Annotated in this window: 17 protein-coding genes; 9 read left to right on the plus strand and 8 right to left on the minus strand. The window is 48.6% G+C overall.

Annotated features, from left to right (window positions below):
- Positions 1–6: 6 nt before the first annotated feature.
- From parE to EXT46_RS16110, 5 genes are all read right to left on the minus strand, one after another.
- Entirely contained in the window at positions 7–1,902 is a 1,896-nt protein-coding gene (gene parE, locus EXT46_RS16090) for a DNA topoisomerase IV subunit B (protein ID WP_053910599.1), read from the minus strand.
- A 4-nt stretch (positions 1,903–1,906) separates the two neighbouring features.
- On the minus strand, positions 1,907–2,491 hold the full coding sequence (locus tag EXT46_RS16095; protein ID WP_130148505.1) for a YqiA/YcfP family alpha/beta fold hydrolase: 585 nt from the start codon (positions 2,489–2,491) through the stop codon (positions 1,907–1,909).
- Positions 2,476–3,255, minus strand: a complete 780-nt coding sequence (locus EXT46_RS16100) for a metallophosphoesterase (protein WP_130148507.1) — start codon at positions 3,253–3,255, stop codon at positions 2,476–2,478. Before EXT46_RS16100 ends, EXT46_RS16095 begins: the two co-directional genes overlap by 16 nt.
- Positions 3,242–3,616, minus strand: a complete 375-nt coding sequence (locus tag EXT46_RS16105; protein ID WP_081604455.1) for a DUF1249 domain-containing protein — start codon at positions 3,614–3,616, stop codon at positions 3,242–3,244. The genes EXT46_RS16100 and EXT46_RS16105 overlap by 14 nt, the downstream gene beginning before the upstream one ends.
- Positions 3,617–3,693: 77 nt before the next feature.
- Positions 3,694–4,320 carry an NUDIX domain-containing protein gene (locus tag EXT46_RS16110; protein ID WP_022946304.1) on the minus strand — a complete coding sequence of 209 codons (627 nt, stop codon included), beginning with the start codon at positions 4,318–4,320 and terminating at the stop codon, positions 3,694–3,696.
- A gap of 182 nt (positions 4,321–4,502) precedes the next feature.
- Between EXT46_RS16110 and tolC the strand changes: the two genes are divergently transcribed.
- The 3 genes from tolC to EXT46_RS16125 all read left to right on the plus strand — a co-directional run bounded on the left by tolC (position 4,503) and on the right by EXT46_RS16125 (position 7,531).
- Positions 4,503–5,870, plus strand: a complete 1,368-nt coding sequence (gene tolC / locus EXT46_RS16115; protein WP_053910601.1) for an outer membrane channel protein TolC — start codon at positions 4,503–4,505, stop codon at positions 5,868–5,870.
- Between the two features lie 102 nt (positions 5,871–5,972).
- Positions 5,973–6,899, plus strand: a complete 927-nt coding sequence (lpxL, locus tag EXT46_RS16120; protein WP_130148509.1) for an LpxL/LpxP family Kdo(2)-lipid IV(A) lauroyl/palmitoleoyl acyltransferase — start codon at positions 5,973–5,975, stop codon at positions 6,897–6,899.
- A gap of 56 nt (positions 6,900–6,955) precedes the next feature.
- Positions 6,956–7,531, plus strand: a complete 576-nt coding sequence (locus tag EXT46_RS16125) for a TcpQ domain-containing protein (protein WP_022946307.1) — start codon at positions 6,956–6,958, stop codon at positions 7,529–7,531.
- A gap of 6 nt (positions 7,532–7,537) precedes the next feature.
- On the opposite strand, the gene glnE is transcribed toward EXT46_RS16125, so the two are convergent.
- Positions 7,538–10,351: a bifunctional [glutamate--ammonia ligase]-adenylyl-L-tyrosine phosphorylase/[glutamate--ammonia-ligase] adenylyltransferase gene (glnE, locus tag EXT46_RS16130; RefSeq protein WP_130148511.1), complete on the minus strand. Its 2,814-nt coding sequence runs from the start codon at positions 10,349–10,351 to the stop codon at positions 7,538–7,540.
- A 71-nt stretch (positions 10,352–10,422) separates the two neighbouring features.
- On the opposite strand from glnE, the gene EXT46_RS16135 reads away from it, so the two are divergent.
- From EXT46_RS16135 to ruvX, 6 genes are read left to right on the plus strand one after another with little or no spacing between them, the layout of a single operon-like run.
- Positions 10,423–11,313, plus strand: coding sequence for a hypothetical protein (locus tag EXT46_RS16135; RefSeq protein ID WP_022946309.1), 891 nt, complete (start codon positions 10,423–10,425; stop codon positions 11,311–11,313).
- Positions 11,314–11,331: 18 nt separating this feature from the next.
- On the plus strand, positions 11,332–11,760 hold the full coding sequence (locus tag EXT46_RS16140; protein WP_130148513.1) for a hypothetical protein: 429 nt from the start codon (positions 11,332–11,334) through the stop codon (positions 11,758–11,760).
- Between the two features lie 37 nt (positions 11,761–11,797).
- Positions 11,798–12,532, plus strand: a complete 735-nt coding sequence (gene rsmE, locus EXT46_RS16145; protein ID WP_130148515.1) for a 16S rRNA (uracil(1498)-N(3))-methyltransferase — start codon at positions 11,798–11,800, stop codon at positions 12,530–12,532.
- A 54-nt stretch (positions 12,533–12,586) separates the two neighbouring features.
- Complete coding sequence (gene gshB, locus EXT46_RS16150) at positions 12,587–13,540, plus strand: glutathione synthase (RefSeq protein WP_130148517.1); 954 nt, start codon at positions 12,587–12,589, stop codon at positions 13,538–13,540.
- Positions 13,541–13,554: 14 nt separating this feature from the next.
- Positions 13,555–14,112, plus strand: a complete 558-nt coding sequence (locus EXT46_RS16155) for a YqgE/AlgH family protein (RefSeq protein WP_022946313.1) — start codon at positions 13,555–13,557, stop codon at positions 14,110–14,112.
- A complete protein-coding gene (ruvX, locus tag EXT46_RS16160) occupies positions 14,109–14,558 on the plus strand; it encodes a Holliday junction resolvase RuvX (RefSeq protein WP_022946314.1) in 450 nt (149 codons plus the stop codon). Before EXT46_RS16155 ends, ruvX begins: the two co-directional genes overlap by 4 nt.
- Here the strand turns inward: ruvX and EXT46_RS16165 are convergent.
- Entirely contained in the window at positions 14,518–15,441 is a 924-nt protein-coding gene (locus EXT46_RS16165) for a hypothetical protein (RefSeq protein ID WP_240701154.1), read from the minus strand. The genes ruvX and EXT46_RS16165 overlap by 41 nt on opposite strands.
- A complete protein-coding gene (locus EXT46_RS16170; RefSeq protein WP_022946316.1) occupies positions 15,419–16,552 on the minus strand; it encodes a PilT/PilU family type 4a pilus ATPase in 1,134 nt (377 codons plus the stop codon). The genes EXT46_RS16165 and EXT46_RS16170 overlap by 23 nt, the downstream gene beginning before the upstream one ends.
- Positions 16,553–16,560: the final 8 nt, after the last annotated feature.

A 16,560-nucleotide genomic window follows, 5' to 3' on the forward strand; every position in this document is an offset into this window, starting at 1 on the left:
TTCTAGTTACACCTCAACTTGCGCTTTATCGCCGTGATTCTCAAGCCATTGGCGGCGATCGCCAGAGCGTTTTTTCGCCAGCAGCATATCCATCACCTCAACGGTGTGCTCCATCTCTTCAAGGGTAAGCTGCACCAAACGGCGAGTATTCGGATCCATGGTTGTTTCACGCAGTTGCAACGGGTTCATTTCCCCCAGGCCTTTGAATCGTTGCACATTGACCTTGCCGCGTTTCTTCTCCGCTTCGATGCGATCCAAAATACCGGTTTTTTCGCCCTCATCTAGGGCATAGAAAACCTCTTTACCCACATCAATGCGATACAGAGGCGGCATGGCAACATAAACATGACCCTGGCGCACCAAGGTGGGGAAGTGTTTAACAAACAAAGCACATAACAAGGTGGCAATATGCAGTCCATCGGAGTCAGCATCGGCGAGAATACAAATTTTGCCGTACCGCAAGCCACTTAAATCGTCGCTGTCGGGGTCTATACCTAATGCAACGGAGATATCATGCACTTCTTGTGATGCTAAAATTTGTCCGGATTCCACTTCCCAAGTATTCAGAATTTTACCCCGCAGCGGCATAATCGCCTGGAAGTCTCTATCCCGGGCTTGTTTGGCTGAGCCGCCCGCTGAGTCCCCTTCCACTAAAAATAATTCAGTGCGCTCACTTTCGTTACTGCTGCAATCGGTTAACTTACCGGGCAAAGCGGGGCCTTGCGTAACCTTTTTACGCACCACTTTTTTGGCGGCGCGCATACGTTTTTGAGCATTACTAATACATAGCTCAGCAAGGAGCTCGGCAATGTCGGTGTGCTCATTTAGCCACAGACTAAAGGAGTCTTTAACCACCCCAGAGACAAACGCTGAGCACGAACGTGACGACAGCTTTTCTTTAGTTTGTCCGGCGAATTGTGGGTCTTGCATTTTTACCGATAATACATAGGAGCACTTTTCCCAGATATCTTCTGGCGTCAGACGTACTCCACGGGGCAACAAGTTGCGGAATTCGCAGAACTCTCGCATTGCCTCGAGCAAGCCTTGACGCAAGCCATTAACATGGGTGCCGCCTTGTGCGGTAGGAATGAGGTTAACGTAGCTTTCTGTGATCGACTCACCGCCCTCTGGCAGCCACAACAAGGCCCAATCCACTCCTTCCGTGGCACCACTAAACTCACCGGTAAATGGCTGTTTAGGCAGTGCTTCAAAGTCTTTGGTTGCGTCTTTAATGTAATCTTGTAGGCCCGCCTCGTAGTACCACTCCTGGGTTTCTTTATTTTGCTTGTTGATAAAGCGGATACGCAGGCCAGGACACAATACCGCCTTGGCTTTGAGAATGTGGTTGAGTTTAGAAAGCGAAAAATTCGCGGAGTCGAAATACTTTGGATCGGGCCAAAAGCGAACGGACGTACCGGTGTTACGCTTACCCACAGTCCCGGTGACTTCTAAGTCTTTCACCTTATCGCCATCGGCGAAGGCAATCTCATACACTTGCCCGTCGCGACGCACAGTCACTTCAACACGTGTTGACAGCGCATTGACCACTGAAATACCCACGCCGTGCAAACCACCAGAGAACTGGTAGCTTTTGTTAGAGAACTTACCACCGGCGTGAAGCTTAGTTAAAATCAGTTCAACCCCTGGGATCCCCTCTTCAGGGTGAATATCCACCGGCATACCACGACCATCATCAATGACCTCTAACGAGTTGTCCTCATGTAAAATGACATCTACCTTACTGGCATGTCCGGCCAGCGCCTCATCAACACTGTTATCGATCACTTCTTGACTGAGGTGGTTAGGGCGCGTGGTGTCGGTGTACATCCCCGGGCGGCGTTGCACCGGCTCGAGACCATTTAATACTTCAATTGCTTCGGCGTTGTAATTCTGCTGGCTCATATTTTTATTCGTTAACGGCCTTAGTGGTTAGAGAGATATTCAGAAATTGCATTATATGGGTAAAGTAGCGCTCAAACCCAATAAAACTGTGGTTGCCACCCGCTTCTACTTGTTGTTTACAACCTTGATAGTAAGCGACAGCCTGCTCATAGGGTAGCACTTCGTCACCCTCTTGTTGTAACAAAAACAGCAGCTCGGGGGAAGTTAATTGCTGTAAATAAAGCCCCTGCAAGGCCTGCATGTGAGTGTGATTCAGCTCATAACTATAATTTTGATAGGGGTTGTACTGCACCCCGCGATACTCATCGAGCAGCTCAAAAGGGCGTACGGCAGGGTTTATCACCACGCTTGGTAAATGATAACGCTGCGATAAATACGTAGCATAAAAACCACCAAGCGAACTGCCGATTAAGGCGGTGTCTTCATCCACCAACGCGCTCAAGTGGGCGATCGCCTGCTCTGGGTCATGGCTGAGGCGTGGCACAATATACTGCCCCTGCCAAGTACGTAAGTGCTCACCAAGCTGCACTGCTTTGTGGGAGCGCTCGGAACTATTGAAGCCATGAATATAAATTAATTTGCGAGCCATTTGACCTCTGTGATGGGCGCTTTATTGGCCTCAAGACGCACGCGACGATACCCTGGGCCGAGATTTTCTTGCTGCCAACTCGCTGCATTTTTTACAAATTGCACCGAGGTGGCGGGGGTGCCGAACACCTCAACACCTTGGTAATCATGGTAGTAATCATGATGTGTATGGCCATGTAACACGGTTGCGCTGCGACTACGCGTCTCGATGCATTGCAATAACGCATCACCATTTTCGAGAATATGCTTATCTAAATAACCGTGAATCGGTAGGGGGTGGTGATGGGTAATAAACACCTGCTGAGGAGCGGCTGAATCAATGGCATCACCAAGCTCAGCCAAATGATTCTCTGCCACCCACCCTGCCGGTGTATCGCCTTTGCTATTAATCAGTAAAACCTGGCCACAAGCATGCTCAATGCGTTTTTCAGGACGAATTTGCCCCTCTGTCATCGCATTGAGTTGGCTAAGCTCGTCATGGTTTCCCGGTACCCAAAATACCGGGCACTGCAACGCGCTATTGGCCACCAGCTCAGCAAACAGTTGATAAGATTCAGGGCTGTGGTCTTGGGTAAGATCGCCACCGAAAACCACAAAATCAAATGCCTCAGCGGCCATGGCCGCCAGCGTTTGTTGCAAATGCTGCGCTGTACGCACACCAAAGTACTGCTCTTGCGGCTGCGCAAATAAATGCGCATCGGTAAAATGCGCGAAGTTTAGCTCAGTACTCGCAGGGCAAAAATAAGGGGGGTCAAACCAAGCCACTGTTACAATCCCAATCTAAAACCGCTTCGCCATGTGACATACAAAAACTCAGCCAGTCATGCAAAAACGCATTAACTTGGTATTTTTCGTCTTTATGATGCATTTTTGGGTTCGGGTAACCATAAGATGGCTTAATGCGCGTGTGGTAGTTTGGATGCACTACCTCTGCGACCTTGGCATCGTGATAAATACGGACATTCATTGGCGGTGTGAATAGGCCCTCCACCGCTCCTTGCACTTGAGTAATACAAATATCAGTGGTGTATTTAGCAGCCTGCTCAATCACAACCTCATATTGCTCGTTGGCGATAGTGAGTAACTGCGATGCGCCCGTTGTGCCAGCGCTGGGCAAAATGCGCATCACGTTGGCATAGTTGCGCTCACACAAAGTGAGGTATTTAGGCAGGGATTGAATGTATCCTGCTTTTCTTTGTACTGTCACTCAGCGCCCCATTGCTGTTGAATTCGCTGCTCATTGAGTGCTAACCATTGTAGACTAATCACTGTTGCGGCGTTATCAATTTCCCCGTTGTTTAGGCGCGCCATTGCCTCATCAACAGCCATTACATGTACTTTAATATCTTCACCTTCATCATCCAGCCCGTGCACCGTGCCGCCGATTCCTGATAAATCAGTTTGTGCTAAATACAAGTACAACCGCTCTGTTGTCCCGCCGGGGCTCGAAAGGTATGACAGCATGAAGTCCAATTGCTGCAATTCCAAACCCGCTTCTTCTTGCGCTTCTTTACGCACTACCGCCGGGTAATCTTCACTGCCATCAGCCATGCCAGCAATACATTCTAATAGCCAAGGGTTGTCTTTGGTTGCCAACGCGCCTATGCGAATTTGCTCAACGAGTAACACCGAACGCGTTGCTGGATCATAAGGCAACACGGCCACAGCATGACCGCGTTCAAATATTTCACGCTCAATGGTTGCACTGGTGCCACCGGCAAATAATGCGTGTTTGAAACGGTACTTATCGATTTTGAAAAAACCTTTAAACACTTCTTCGGTGCTCTCAATGGTCACATCACCTTTATCGAACTGATTGATTTTATTCATTTTATACTCACCACCCCACTTGGCCAAAAAGTTTATAAGTCAACGGTCGCGTTTACCCTTCCGCGAAAATTATATTCTGTTACACTTAAGCGCAGTCAATTTACGTTTTTGCTTTTCGCAAATAGCGAGAAACACGATAACATGCTCCTAATTCGCTGAATATTCTAAGGACTGTACTGATAATGAAAAAGACACTACTGACCACGCTGATTGCATTGAGCTGCAGCTTTAGCACTTACAGTCATGCTGAAGACCTAATGCAGGTGTACGAAATTGCACTTGAGAACGATCCCGTTGTATTAAAAGCTAAAGCCAATGCCCAGGCACAAGAGCATAACACAGACCGCGCACTGAGCGCGCTGTTGCCCCAACTTGGCTTCAGCATGGGCTATCGCAAATCCGAAAGCGATGGCTTCCAAACGGTGGGCGACCTTAATAACTTGGTTCAGGTGGAGTCAGAAAATGACACCTTTTCCCGCGAAATTAGCCTTAGCCAATCTATTTTCGACCTCAGCGCATGGCGCTCACTAGATATTGCCGAAAAACAAGCACTACAGCAAAAGACCGTTTATGATCAAGCGCAACAAGCTTTAATTATTCGTGTTGCTCAAGGCTACTTTGAGGTACTTGCTGCCATTGACACCCTCGAATTTGTGCAAGCAGAAAAGCGTGCCATTGAGCGTCAACTCGAGCAAACCAAGCAGCGTTTTGCCGTCGGCCTCACCGCCTTTACCGACGTACATGAAGCGCAAGCACAATTTGATAACTCAGTGGCCCGTGAAATCGTCGCTAAGAATGACGTTGAAACAGCACGTGAAAAGCTTCGCGAAATTACCGGTAAGTACCATGCCAAGCTTGAGCAGCTTGATACCGAGACCTTCTCTACTGTTAAGCCGACTAAAGCCAACACCGATTTTGTTGCCTTAGCAAAAGAGAATAACCTTGAATTACAAGTAGCTAAAGCATCGGTTGATATTGCCAAGCAGCAAATCGACTTAGCCCAGAGTGGCCACTACCCTACTTTGCAGCTCAATGCCTCCTACGGCGATTCATTAACCGATACCGAGCTTAACTCTATGGGCTCCACTATCGTGCGTGATGGCACACCTCGTGAAGACCAAACAGCTATCGGCGTAAGCTTTAACCTGCCTATTTACTCAGGTGGTGCAACCCTAGCTTCGACGAAACAAGCTCGAGCATTGTACGTGGCCGCCAGTGAAGATCTCGAAGCGACCCTACGTGCCGTGACGCGCTCAACCATTACCTCTTACAATCAAGTGGTTGCCGATATCGCTACCTATAAAGCACTGGAGCAAGCCGTGGTTTCTGCGGAAAGTGCTTTACAGGCCACCGAAGCCGGGTTTGAAGTGGGCACACGGACCATAGTGGATGTCCTCATCAGTACGCAAAACCTGTATAACGCCAAGCGTAACCTTGCCGATGTGCGTTATCGTTACGTGGTCTCTACCCTAGCCCTTAAACAAGCGGCTGGCACATTGACAGCAGACGACTTAAAAGCCATCAACCAAGGCTTAAAAGCACAAAGCTAAGCTCAAGCAAAGTTCAACAAAGCAAAGCCAGTGCCCAGCACTGGCTTTGTTGTATGAATAACGTATACTGTTGGCCATCTACAACGGTGAACAATAACTACAGTGGTCAACAAAGCAACTTTCCAACTTGCCTTCTTAACCCCCAAGTACTGGCCAAGCTGGCTGTCCATCTTCTTACTTTATACCCTTAGCTGGTTACCACAGTCGTGGCAACTTGCGCTTGGTCGTGCCCTCGGTCGTTTAGTACATCGCTTGGTAAAAAAGCGCCGCAAAATTGCCGAGGTCAATATTGCCCTATGCTACCCAGAATTAAGTGACGCCGAGCGCGCTGAGCTGGTCCTTAAAAACATGGAAAACACCGGCATGGCCATTTTTGAAAGTGCCATGGCATGGTGGTGGCCTGCATGGCGAGTAAAACGAGTGATGGGGTCCATCACCGGATTAGAGCATGTAGATCAAGCCAATAAAGACGGTAAAGGTGTGCTGCTATTGGTGCCGCATATGCTCCACCTTGAGATGGCATCTCGAGTTATGGGCCTAGCACGTCGAGGGGTGGCTTTTTATCGCCCCCATAACAATGCCTTAATGGATTACTTTACCGCCAAGGGACGTTTGCGCTCGAACGAGTATTTAGTTGGAAAGCGTGATGTTAAGTCTTTACTTAAAGCGCTAAAAGATAAAAAGTTTTGCTACTACCTGCCGGACCAAGATTATGGCCGCAATCGCAGTGTTTTTGCGCCTTTTTTTGCCGTCAAAGAGGCAGCAACCACCACAGGTACACTATTATTTGCAAATAGTCGCCATTGCCGAACACTGAGCATTATGACTCGCCGAGACGCACAGGGAAAATACCACCTCGCGGTGCAACCTCCGCTAGAGAACTTCCCCAGTGGCGATGATGTGCATGATGTCACGCAAGTCAACCAGCGTATGGAGCAAGCCATTAATAATGCACCTGAGCAATATATGTGGCTACACCGGCGCTTTAAGACGCGCCCTGACGAGCATGCACCGTCTTATTATCGCTAGTCAATAACAACAATGACCAACTATGCTTAACAATAACAACATCATCAGGAGTAGCTATGTGGTTTTGGATTAAACATTTATCACTGGCTTTTATTCTTATTTTGGCCGCCGCCTATTTTTTACTCGGCGATGGCCCTGTATTTCAAGTAAGGGAAGACAGCAACCCAGCCGCCAAAGGGTTGTCACAATTTTACGCTAACATCAAAAACACCGTGCGCAATGCCACTGAACGTGAAAAGTATGTTATCGAGCTGGGCGAGCCTAAAGACGACATCACGCGCATGCTGGAGCAACGTGTCGGTGTGGTGCAACCCACCGATATTCGCTGGCAAGGGCAAGTTAAAAGTCGTCGCTTTGCCGCTGGGGCTACACTGCGCAAGGTGATGTCTGACTTCGCCAAAGAAGAAGGTATCGCCTTTTACTGGTACTTAAATAAAGACTACGTAGTGAAGCACCCTTTTCGCGTAGACGACACTTTTGTATCAACGCTCTACCAAGTGGGCAAAGCGATTGACAGTGATTTTGAATACGAGGTACAGACCTTCTATTGCCACCGCGAGCGCGCGGCCGTGATCACCGAGCGCCCCTCACCTTATATTCGCGAAAACTGTAAAAAGATGTCTCGCGCTTAATGCCCCTCATTTGGGAGCAGCAAAAAGTTGCTCCCAGATTTGGCTGACCGAGGCGATTTCATCTTGCAGCTCTATTTTGGCAACCATTTTCTCTTGATTGCGTAAACTCAGTACATGATATAAGCCCCGATAGTGGCAATAAGCGTGTATAAGCTGCTGCGTCTGACGTTCGCTGATACAGCCACAGTGCGCCGCCGCTTCCAAAATGCGGATATTATCTGAATACTCGAGTAATGCTGGATGGTGGTGCGCATGGGCCAAAACCAAAAATTGAGTGATGAATTCAATATCGGTCATCCCACCAACACCCTGCTTCAAATCAAGCATAAACTCGTTTTCCCGGTTTAAATGCCGCCGCATTTTTTCCCGCATGGCGGTCACGTCGTCGCGAAGCGATGCTATCTGCCGCGCTTGCGCTAATATCTCTATACGGATTTCACTAAATCGTTGGCGTAGCGCGCTGATTCCATAGACCATGCGGGCACGCACCAAGGCCTGATGCTCCCAAGTCCAAGCTTGAGTTTGCTGGTAGTGAAGAAAGCTCTCGATATTGATGGCTAACAAGCCTGATGACCCTTCAGGGCGCAAGCGAGTATCGAGTTCATATAAAATGCCGGAGCTGGTGCGCGTGTTAAACAGGTGCATCAAGCGCTGCGCTAGTTTTAAATAAAACTGCCGTGCGGAAATCGACTTATCACCGTCGGTGCTGCTGTCGCCATCGTGGTTGTGAACAAAAACTAAATCGAGGTCAGAGTCATAACCTAACTCCAATCCGCCCGCCTTACCGTAGGCGATTACGGCAAAGCCTTTATGTTGCTCATCGGTGCCGGGGACTTTGCCAAAGCGCGCCACCATTTGCTGCCAGGCAAGGTTAACTGCCTGCTCTATAATCGCCTCCGCTAACGCGCTGAGGTGGTCGCTGACCTTCATTACTGGCAACGCACCGGTCGCATCCGCCGCAGCGATACGTAATTGCTGGGTTTGCTTAAACTGCCTGAGCGCCTCCATCTGCATTTCTAAGTCATGCTCATCAATACGTAAAAAATACTGGCGGATCTCGTTACTATAGGCATCCAAAGGGAAAGGATTGTAAAGCTCCGCAGGGTCAATAAGCTCATCTAACAGAATCGGATAATGAGCAATATGTTCGCCAATCCAACGACTATGCGCACATAAGCGTACTAATTGCTGGAGAGCCCCTGGGTTTTCAAGTAGTAACTCTAAATAGGCGGTGCGCGACATAATTTTATCGAGCACATTGGTGACCAAGGCCACGACCTCACCACATGCGTGAGCATGCTGCAGCTGTTGCAACACATGGGGCATTAATTTATCCAGTGTGTCTCTGCCACGTTTACCTATAGGCTGTTTGCTTACGCGCTCATGAAAGTGATTCAGGGGTCCCTGCCAGCTCATACGCTGCTGGGCATTGGCAATCACATCACTGAGGGCCTCGGTATCGTTATGCTCCCACGCCAGGGTATAGCTGTCATCCAAGTCATCACCCTGCTCTGGCTCAAAGCCAATGACTTGTTCAAACTCATCGCGTATGCGCCCCATCGCCGCCTCAATAACTGCACGACTGTGTTCTTCGTTAGCTTGATTGAGCAATGTATTTAATCGCAGCCAATCACGTTGTGACTGCGGTAATTGCTGGGTCTGCTCATCATTAAAGGCTTGCAGATATTGTTCTACCTGGCGCAGCAACGCATAGTCTTGCCATAGTTGCTGCTGTTGCTCGTCAGTAAAAACCCCGAGCTCTGTCAGTGCTGCCAACGCTTTAGCTAAGCTTTGAGTTTGTAGTTGCGGCTCTCGACCTCCTCTGATCAGCTGCAGTGCCTGAACAATAAATTCCACTTCTCGAATACCACCAGCGCCCAACTTGATATTGTCTTGTAAGCCTTTACGGCGCACCTCTTGGGCAATCAGTGATTTCATCTTACGCAATGACTCAATCACTGAGAAATCAATATATCGGCGATAAACGAACGGCCTTAGCATCTCGTTAAACTCATGCACATAGTTACATGGCGCGTGAATGAGTCGGCCTTTGAGCATGGCGTAGCGCTCCCACTCTCGGCCTTGCTCTTGATAGTACGCCTCCATAGCCGAAAAGCTCATGACTAAAGGACCACTGTCCCCAAAGGGACGCAGACGCATATCGACGCGGAAAACTCGCCCATCTACGGTATGTTGGTCTAAGGCAGCAATCACTTTTTGCGCCACCTTAGTGTAAAACACCTGCGCTTCAATACTGCGCCGCCCACCTTGGGTGGGGGTGTTAAGGGGGTAAGTAAAGATAAGGTCGATATCGGACGAGTAATTAAGCTCCTTTCCGCCCAGCTTGCCCATACCTAAAATCATCATGGCGATCGGGTGGCCGTGTTCGTCCACAGGCGCGCCATTAACTTTGGCTACCTGAGCGAAGGCCCATCGATTGGCTGCGTCTATCAGCGTATCACTTAAAGCAGACACGTAAGCCATGGAGTCAGCGATGTCGTTGCCGCATACCAAATCGAGATAAGCAACCTTTAGCCAATACTGCTGGCGGTAACAACGCAACATGGTCAATGCCTGAGTTTCTGACACATCACCTAACTGCTGCGGCAAAGGATCCGGCACCGCACGACACTGCTGTTGCTCGGGGTCAACAAGCCACGCTCCCCACTGTTTATGGGTACTGAGTACATCGTAGGCAAAGTCGCTAAGCGCTAGCAGTTGCAACAAATCGTTATCTATTTCTGTGTCGCCATATATCTGTTCATAGCGATCTTTACCAAGTTGCTGTAATTGCGAATTAAAACCAGAAGGTGCAGTCATAGATACCGCTCTCTTTTAAGTTAGGGCCAACCGTACTAGAATGAAAACAAAGTTCCTTTTCGGCTGCCAGTATGACGTATTTTTCTTTGTCAAACGAGTCCTTATATACCTTTGCTATTAGCTTCGTAGCTATTGCTGCGGTGCTGTTTGCACTGCGTATTTACACCCAAGTCAGAGCACGGCAGGCCTTAAAAGAAGAGCTCGCCCAGCGTGATAACTTTGCGCTGGGAATTAGCTATGCCAGTTACCTGCTCTCGTTAGTGCTGATTATCGGCTACCTAGTGGATGACTTTTCACTGACGGTGATGCGCGAAGAGCCGTGGAAAGTACCCCTTTTGCTAATACTGATGCTACTTTTTACAAAAGTTGGTCAAGCTATTCATCGAAAATGGATTCTCAGTCGTTTTAATGAAGAGAAGGCTATTTTAAAGCAGAACGTGTGCGCCGCCTTAGTCGACTCGGGAATGTTATTAGGAAATAGCATTGTGGTTATCGGTTTGGTCAGTTGGTCTCAAACTAACAGCATGTATTCTTTGCTTGTGGTGTTTGTAAACTTCTTATTTTTGCAGGGCTTATTTGCCCTTGATAGCAAAGTGCGCGAAGCTCGCTTTGCTAAGGTAAACCAAGGCGCATCGCTGCAAAGTAACTTTAACTTGGAAAATACCTCAATCGGTATTCGTTACGCAGGCAAATCTGTAGGTATGGCTCTGGCCCTTTATGCAGGTCTAGCCAGCGCCAATTACTACAGCGGCAAGATGGTAGAAAATGTCTTTACATTGGCTGTGCACTGCGGTCTGATGTGGTTATTGGTCAATGCCATGGCTCGCGCCGTGTTGTTGATCGTACTTTATCGTGTCGACACCGGGGTCGAGGTTGATCACCAAGACAATGTTGGCATTGCTGCAGTGGTGTTTTCTGTATACTGTGCCATGGGCTATTTGCTGATTCAGTTTTTCGCCTAGTGGCAACGGAGAGAATGAATGGATAAGGATCTTAGCAACTATTTACTCATCGACAGCGATCCGCTGTTGAGCCGAGCCTTTTGCGCCAACCCCGATGCGCACGCAGTGATAGTTGCTGGAGCGAACACCCGTCATATGGTTAAGCTTATGTTTGACCAACAGGTAAAGGATTATTGTTATTGTGACTTTGATAATGAAATCAGTGTGGCTGAATTATCAAGTTACGTCTCGCGACACCATAGCGTTGCTGGCGTGCTGGTGTTTGCTTGCGCCTATGAAAGTGCCAGCAATTCCTTTAAATGGGTCATTGATTCGTTACATGAAAACCGGTTATTAATTAATAAGCAAGGCGCTGACTACCACCTTACACCACTGACTACGCCCTATCACCAGAATCACCTCAGTTGTAATCAGGATCCTGATATACTTGCGCATTTAGGCGACTAGTTTAGACTGTCGCAAAATCCTGATGATGGACAGCGTAATGAGAATTCCGCATATTTTCGAGCCAACCATAGGCGCTTTAGGTACAGACTTTAATTTAAGTGATGATGCAGCTGGGCACGTAGGCCGTGTGTTGCGCATGCAAGTTGGCGATCAACTGCGGCTGTTTAACGGCCACGGTGGTGAGTATCACTGTGAAATCGTTGATAGCAGCAAAAAATACGTGACCGTTCGCTGTATAGAGTTTATCGATAGTGAATGTGAATCCCCCCTTGCTATCCATCTTGGGCAAGTGATCTCCCGTGGCGATAAGATGGACTTTACCATTCAAAAGTCGGTGGAGCTCGGGGTGAGCGAAATTACTCCGCTATTTAGCGAGCGCTGTGGGGTTAAGCTCAATGGCGAGCGCTTAGCAAAGAAGCATCAACAATGGCAGAAAATCGCTATCGCCGCAGCCGAGCAATGTGGTCGTAATCGAATTACCACCATTCACCCGCCAATCGCTCTTGAGCAATGGCTAACCCAGCCGAGCGACGCCACTAAGCTTACGTTACATCCTCGCGCTCAGCACAGCATTAAAACTATGCCGGCGCCAAGTGCGGGTGTGCGCTTTTTAGTTGGCCCTGAAGGCGGCTTTAGCGATGCAGAGATCCACAGCAGTCATGAGCATGGCTTTATGGATATTCGCATAGGTCCACGCGTCTTGCGCACAGAAACGGCGGCTTTAACGGTCTTAAGTGCGTTACAGATGCAGTTTGGCGATTTAGCGAATTGAATTTACTGCGCGCCAACCCCATAAAATAATTAGATTGATTAAACGAGTAGAGCAATGGCAATTAAACTGGGCATTATCAGCGACCCAATTTCTGGGTTTAATATTAAAAAAGACACCGGCTTTGCAATGATGCTGGAAGCCGAAAAGCGCGGCTATGAATTGTATTATATGGAAATGGACGATCTGTTTCTGCGCCAAGGTGAAGCTTTTGCTCACGCTGCTCGCGCCCATGTGTTTGATAATGCCGAGAAGTGGTATGACTTAGCGCCGCAACAGAATATTGCCTTGGGCGATCTCGATATTATTTTAATGCGCAAAGACCCACCTTTTGATACCGAATACATTTACGCCACCTATATCTTAGAGCGCGCAGAACTGGCCGGCGCCTTAGTCGTTAATAAACCGCAAAGCTTGCGTGATGCCAACGAAAAGCTTTATACCGCATGGTTTAGCGAATTTACCCCAGACACCTTAGTGACCCGCTCGGCGAAGCAGATCCGCGCCTTTTTAGCTGAACATGGTGACATCATTATGAAGCCACTTGATGGCATGGGCGGCGCCTCTATATTTCGAGTCAAAGAAGACGACGCCAATATCGGTGTGATCATCGAGACCCTGACTGAGCATGGCCAGCGTTATGCTATGATCCAAAACTATATTCCCGCCATTAAAGACGGCGACAAACGAGTACTAGTCGTTGATGGCGAAGTGGTTCCCTACTGCTTAGCGCGTATTCCTCAAAAAGGCGAAACGCGAGGCAATCTTGCCGCTGGTGGTCGCGGTGAGGTGCGCCCTCTGACCGATGATGAGCGCCATATCGCTGAGACACTGGCGCCAACGCTAAAGGCCAAGGGACTATTATTTGTGGGTCTGGATATTATTGGTGACAAACTCACTGAAGTGAACGTTACCGCGCCAACATGCGTTAAAGAAATAGAGGCTGAGAGCAACTTTTCTGTCACCGCATTGTTTTTTGACGCGCTTGAGCGCAATTTAACAACCTCTTAATCGTGGAGATGTCTATGCAGTCATTAACCAACCACTTTTTGGTCGCCATGCCCTCGTTACAAGAGCCATTTTTCAAACACGCTGTGGCCTATATTTGCGAGCATAACGACGAAGGCGCCATGGGTTTGGTGATTAACCAACCTATTGATGTCACGGTGGGTGAGTTATTGGACAAAATAGACATCGACAACGATAAAAACCAACAAGCCGCTGGACGCCAGGTGTTTGCTGGCGGACCGGTGAAAACGGACCGAGGCTTTGTGCTGCACACGCCTAAGCCGGGCTACGCATCATCGCAAAGTTTAAGCTCCGAGATAATGATCACCACCTCCAAAGACGTGCTTGCGAGTCTCACCACCGAGGATGCACCGGAGCAATTTATCATCACCTTAGGTTATGCCGGTTGGTCTGAGGGTCAGTTAGAGCAAGAGCTGTTGGAAAACTCGTGGTTAATTATGGAAGCCGACCCCGAGGTTATTTTCAATACCCCCATCAACGAGCGCTGGCATAAAGCCTTAGAACTTATGGGTATTGATGCTAATAAGCTCAGTTTGGAGGCGGGTCACGCATGAGTGAGTCCTCAAGCTCTAAAATGGGCCAGCGCAGTGTAATGGGCTTTGATTTTGGTACCAAGAGTATTGGCGCCGCCATCGGCCAGGAGTTAACAGGTACTGCTAATGGCCTGCGGGCTATCAAGGCTCGTGATGGTATTCCTAATTGGGATGATGTTCGCACGCTGGTCGATGAATGGCAGCCAGACTTGTTAGTGGTAGGTTTACCACTGAATATGGATGGCAGCGAGCAAGAGCTTACGCGCCGGGCACGTAAGTTTGCCAATCGCCTGCATAATCAAACGGGGTTGCCAGTACAAACTCAAGATGAACGACTAACCACGGCCGCCGCCAAGGAGCAGCTATTCGCCGAGGGCGGCTACCGAAACCTAAGTAAAGGCAATATTGATAATGCCTCTGCGGTGCTTATTCTGGAGAGCTTTTTTGCCGCTCAAGGGGGCTATTAAGCACGGCCATCTGCGCTAAATCAGGTATAAACCCCGCTTGCTCGTAAGCTGATCGAATTCGGCCCTGCTCGCGTAGTTTGGCCAGCCCTTTTTGGAGTGCTTTAAAGGCCTGCTGACCTTGGGGGTGATTACGAGACACTACAAAGTGGCGACTGTCTTTTATTTGCACAACAAAGTGCGGATGCGCCTTCAGTGATATGTTATCCAGTTGGTAATGGTTATTATACTGAGGCATCAGTGGCATCAACATAAAGTCGACCCACTGCATCGACACCATGCGCGCTTGCGATAACCATTCATCTTCTTTAATGATTCGTTTTAACGGCAGTGCCTGCAAGGTGCGCCAATCACTGCGCCAGCGCGGCGTAGATACAGCGGTGAGTGCGGTCATATCGGCCAGCGATGTTATACTCTGCACCCGCGTGTTATCTGGGTGACTATAAATACCCGCATAATACTCACCTTGACGGATCACCGCATCGCTGACAAAAACCGCCTCACTGAGTATCAGCGCATCAGCACGCCAATAGGTATCAAAGCTAATTAATAATTTACCTTGTTCCAGCAACCGCGTATTACGAAAATTAATCTTGCCGACACGGTAGTTAAAAGTGTACTCGAAGCCGCCTAGACGCAGCGCTTGCTGCGCCACTATCATATCGACCACATCCCGACGCACACGCTTACCGCTAAAGTCGCTAACGGCTAAGGGCGAGCGCCCAGCCAGAAAAGCTACATAATCGGTATAAACATCATCACGCAAATAGATGTCAATGCTTTGCTCTCTGCCCTGAGCAGGCAGTAGCACGGTGAGTATCAGCGCGTAAAAAAACGCCCTGATACTTTTTACGCTTGAGCGTTTAGCTATCGCTATCGTCGCCAAGGCCGTCCACCGTTACCCCTTGTAGGAAGCCTGCACCTTGTTGTTCGTTGTTACGAAGTTTAATCATCAAACGAAGATCGTTCGGTGAGTCAGCGTGGTGCAGTGCATCGGCGTAGTTGATAAGATTTTGCTTGTACAGATCAAACAGCGCTTGGTCGAAGGTTTGCATGCCCATTTCTTTGGACTTAGCCATCACCTCTTTGATGGAGCCGATTTCGCCTTTTTTGATCAGCTCGGCAATCATCGGTGAGTTTAGTAACACCTCAATCGCTGCCACACGACCATTACCATCTGTGGTAGGGATCAGTTGCTGAGCAATAATAGCGCGCAAGTTAAGGGCTAAATCATATTTGAGCTTGTCGTGCTTTTCCTTGGGCACCAAATGCATAATACGGTCAATGGCTTGGTTGGCATTGTTGGCGTGCAAGGTAGCAACACACAGGTGGCCAGTTTCAGCGAAGCTTAACGCATATTCCATGGTTTCTTGCGAGCGGATCTCACCAATGAGAATCACATCCGGCGCCTGACGCAGCGAGCTCTTCAGTGCAGCCTCAAAACTCTCGGTATCAAGTCCAACCTCACGTTGGGTAATGATACTTTTGTTATGCTCGTGTACGAATTCAATTGGGTCCTCAATGGTAAGGATATGGCCTTTTTGGTTGCGGTTACGATAACCCAATAGCGCCGCCAATGAGGTCGACTTACCGGTGCCGGTACCACCGACGAACAGCACTAGACCACGTTTTTTCATGATCACATCGGTAAGCACTGAAGGCAGACCGAGTTCATTAACGTCGGGTATGGTGGTAACGATACGACGAATAACCATCCCCGCCTGATCACGTTGCCAAAATGCCGAGATACGGAAACGTCCTTCATCGGTGGCAATGGCAAAGTTACATTCTTTAGAGTTGTGAAACTCATTGATTTGTTTATCGGACATTGCCGACTCTACCAAGGTCAATGCCTCATCATCACTGAGCACATAGTCATCAAGGGGGGTGAGCTCGCCATTCACTTTGGCACTCACCGGCAAATGCGTAGAAACAAATAAATCCGATGCCTGCAAGGCGATCATCTTCTGCAAATAATGCGCTAAAGGTTGTATCATGGTGTTAA

Source organism: Pseudoalteromonas sp. CO325X (assembly GCF_004208955.1).
Taxonomy (GTDB): domain Bacteria; phylum Pseudomonadota; class Gammaproteobacteria; order Enterobacterales; family Alteromonadaceae; genus Pseudoalteromonas; species Pseudoalteromonas ruthenica.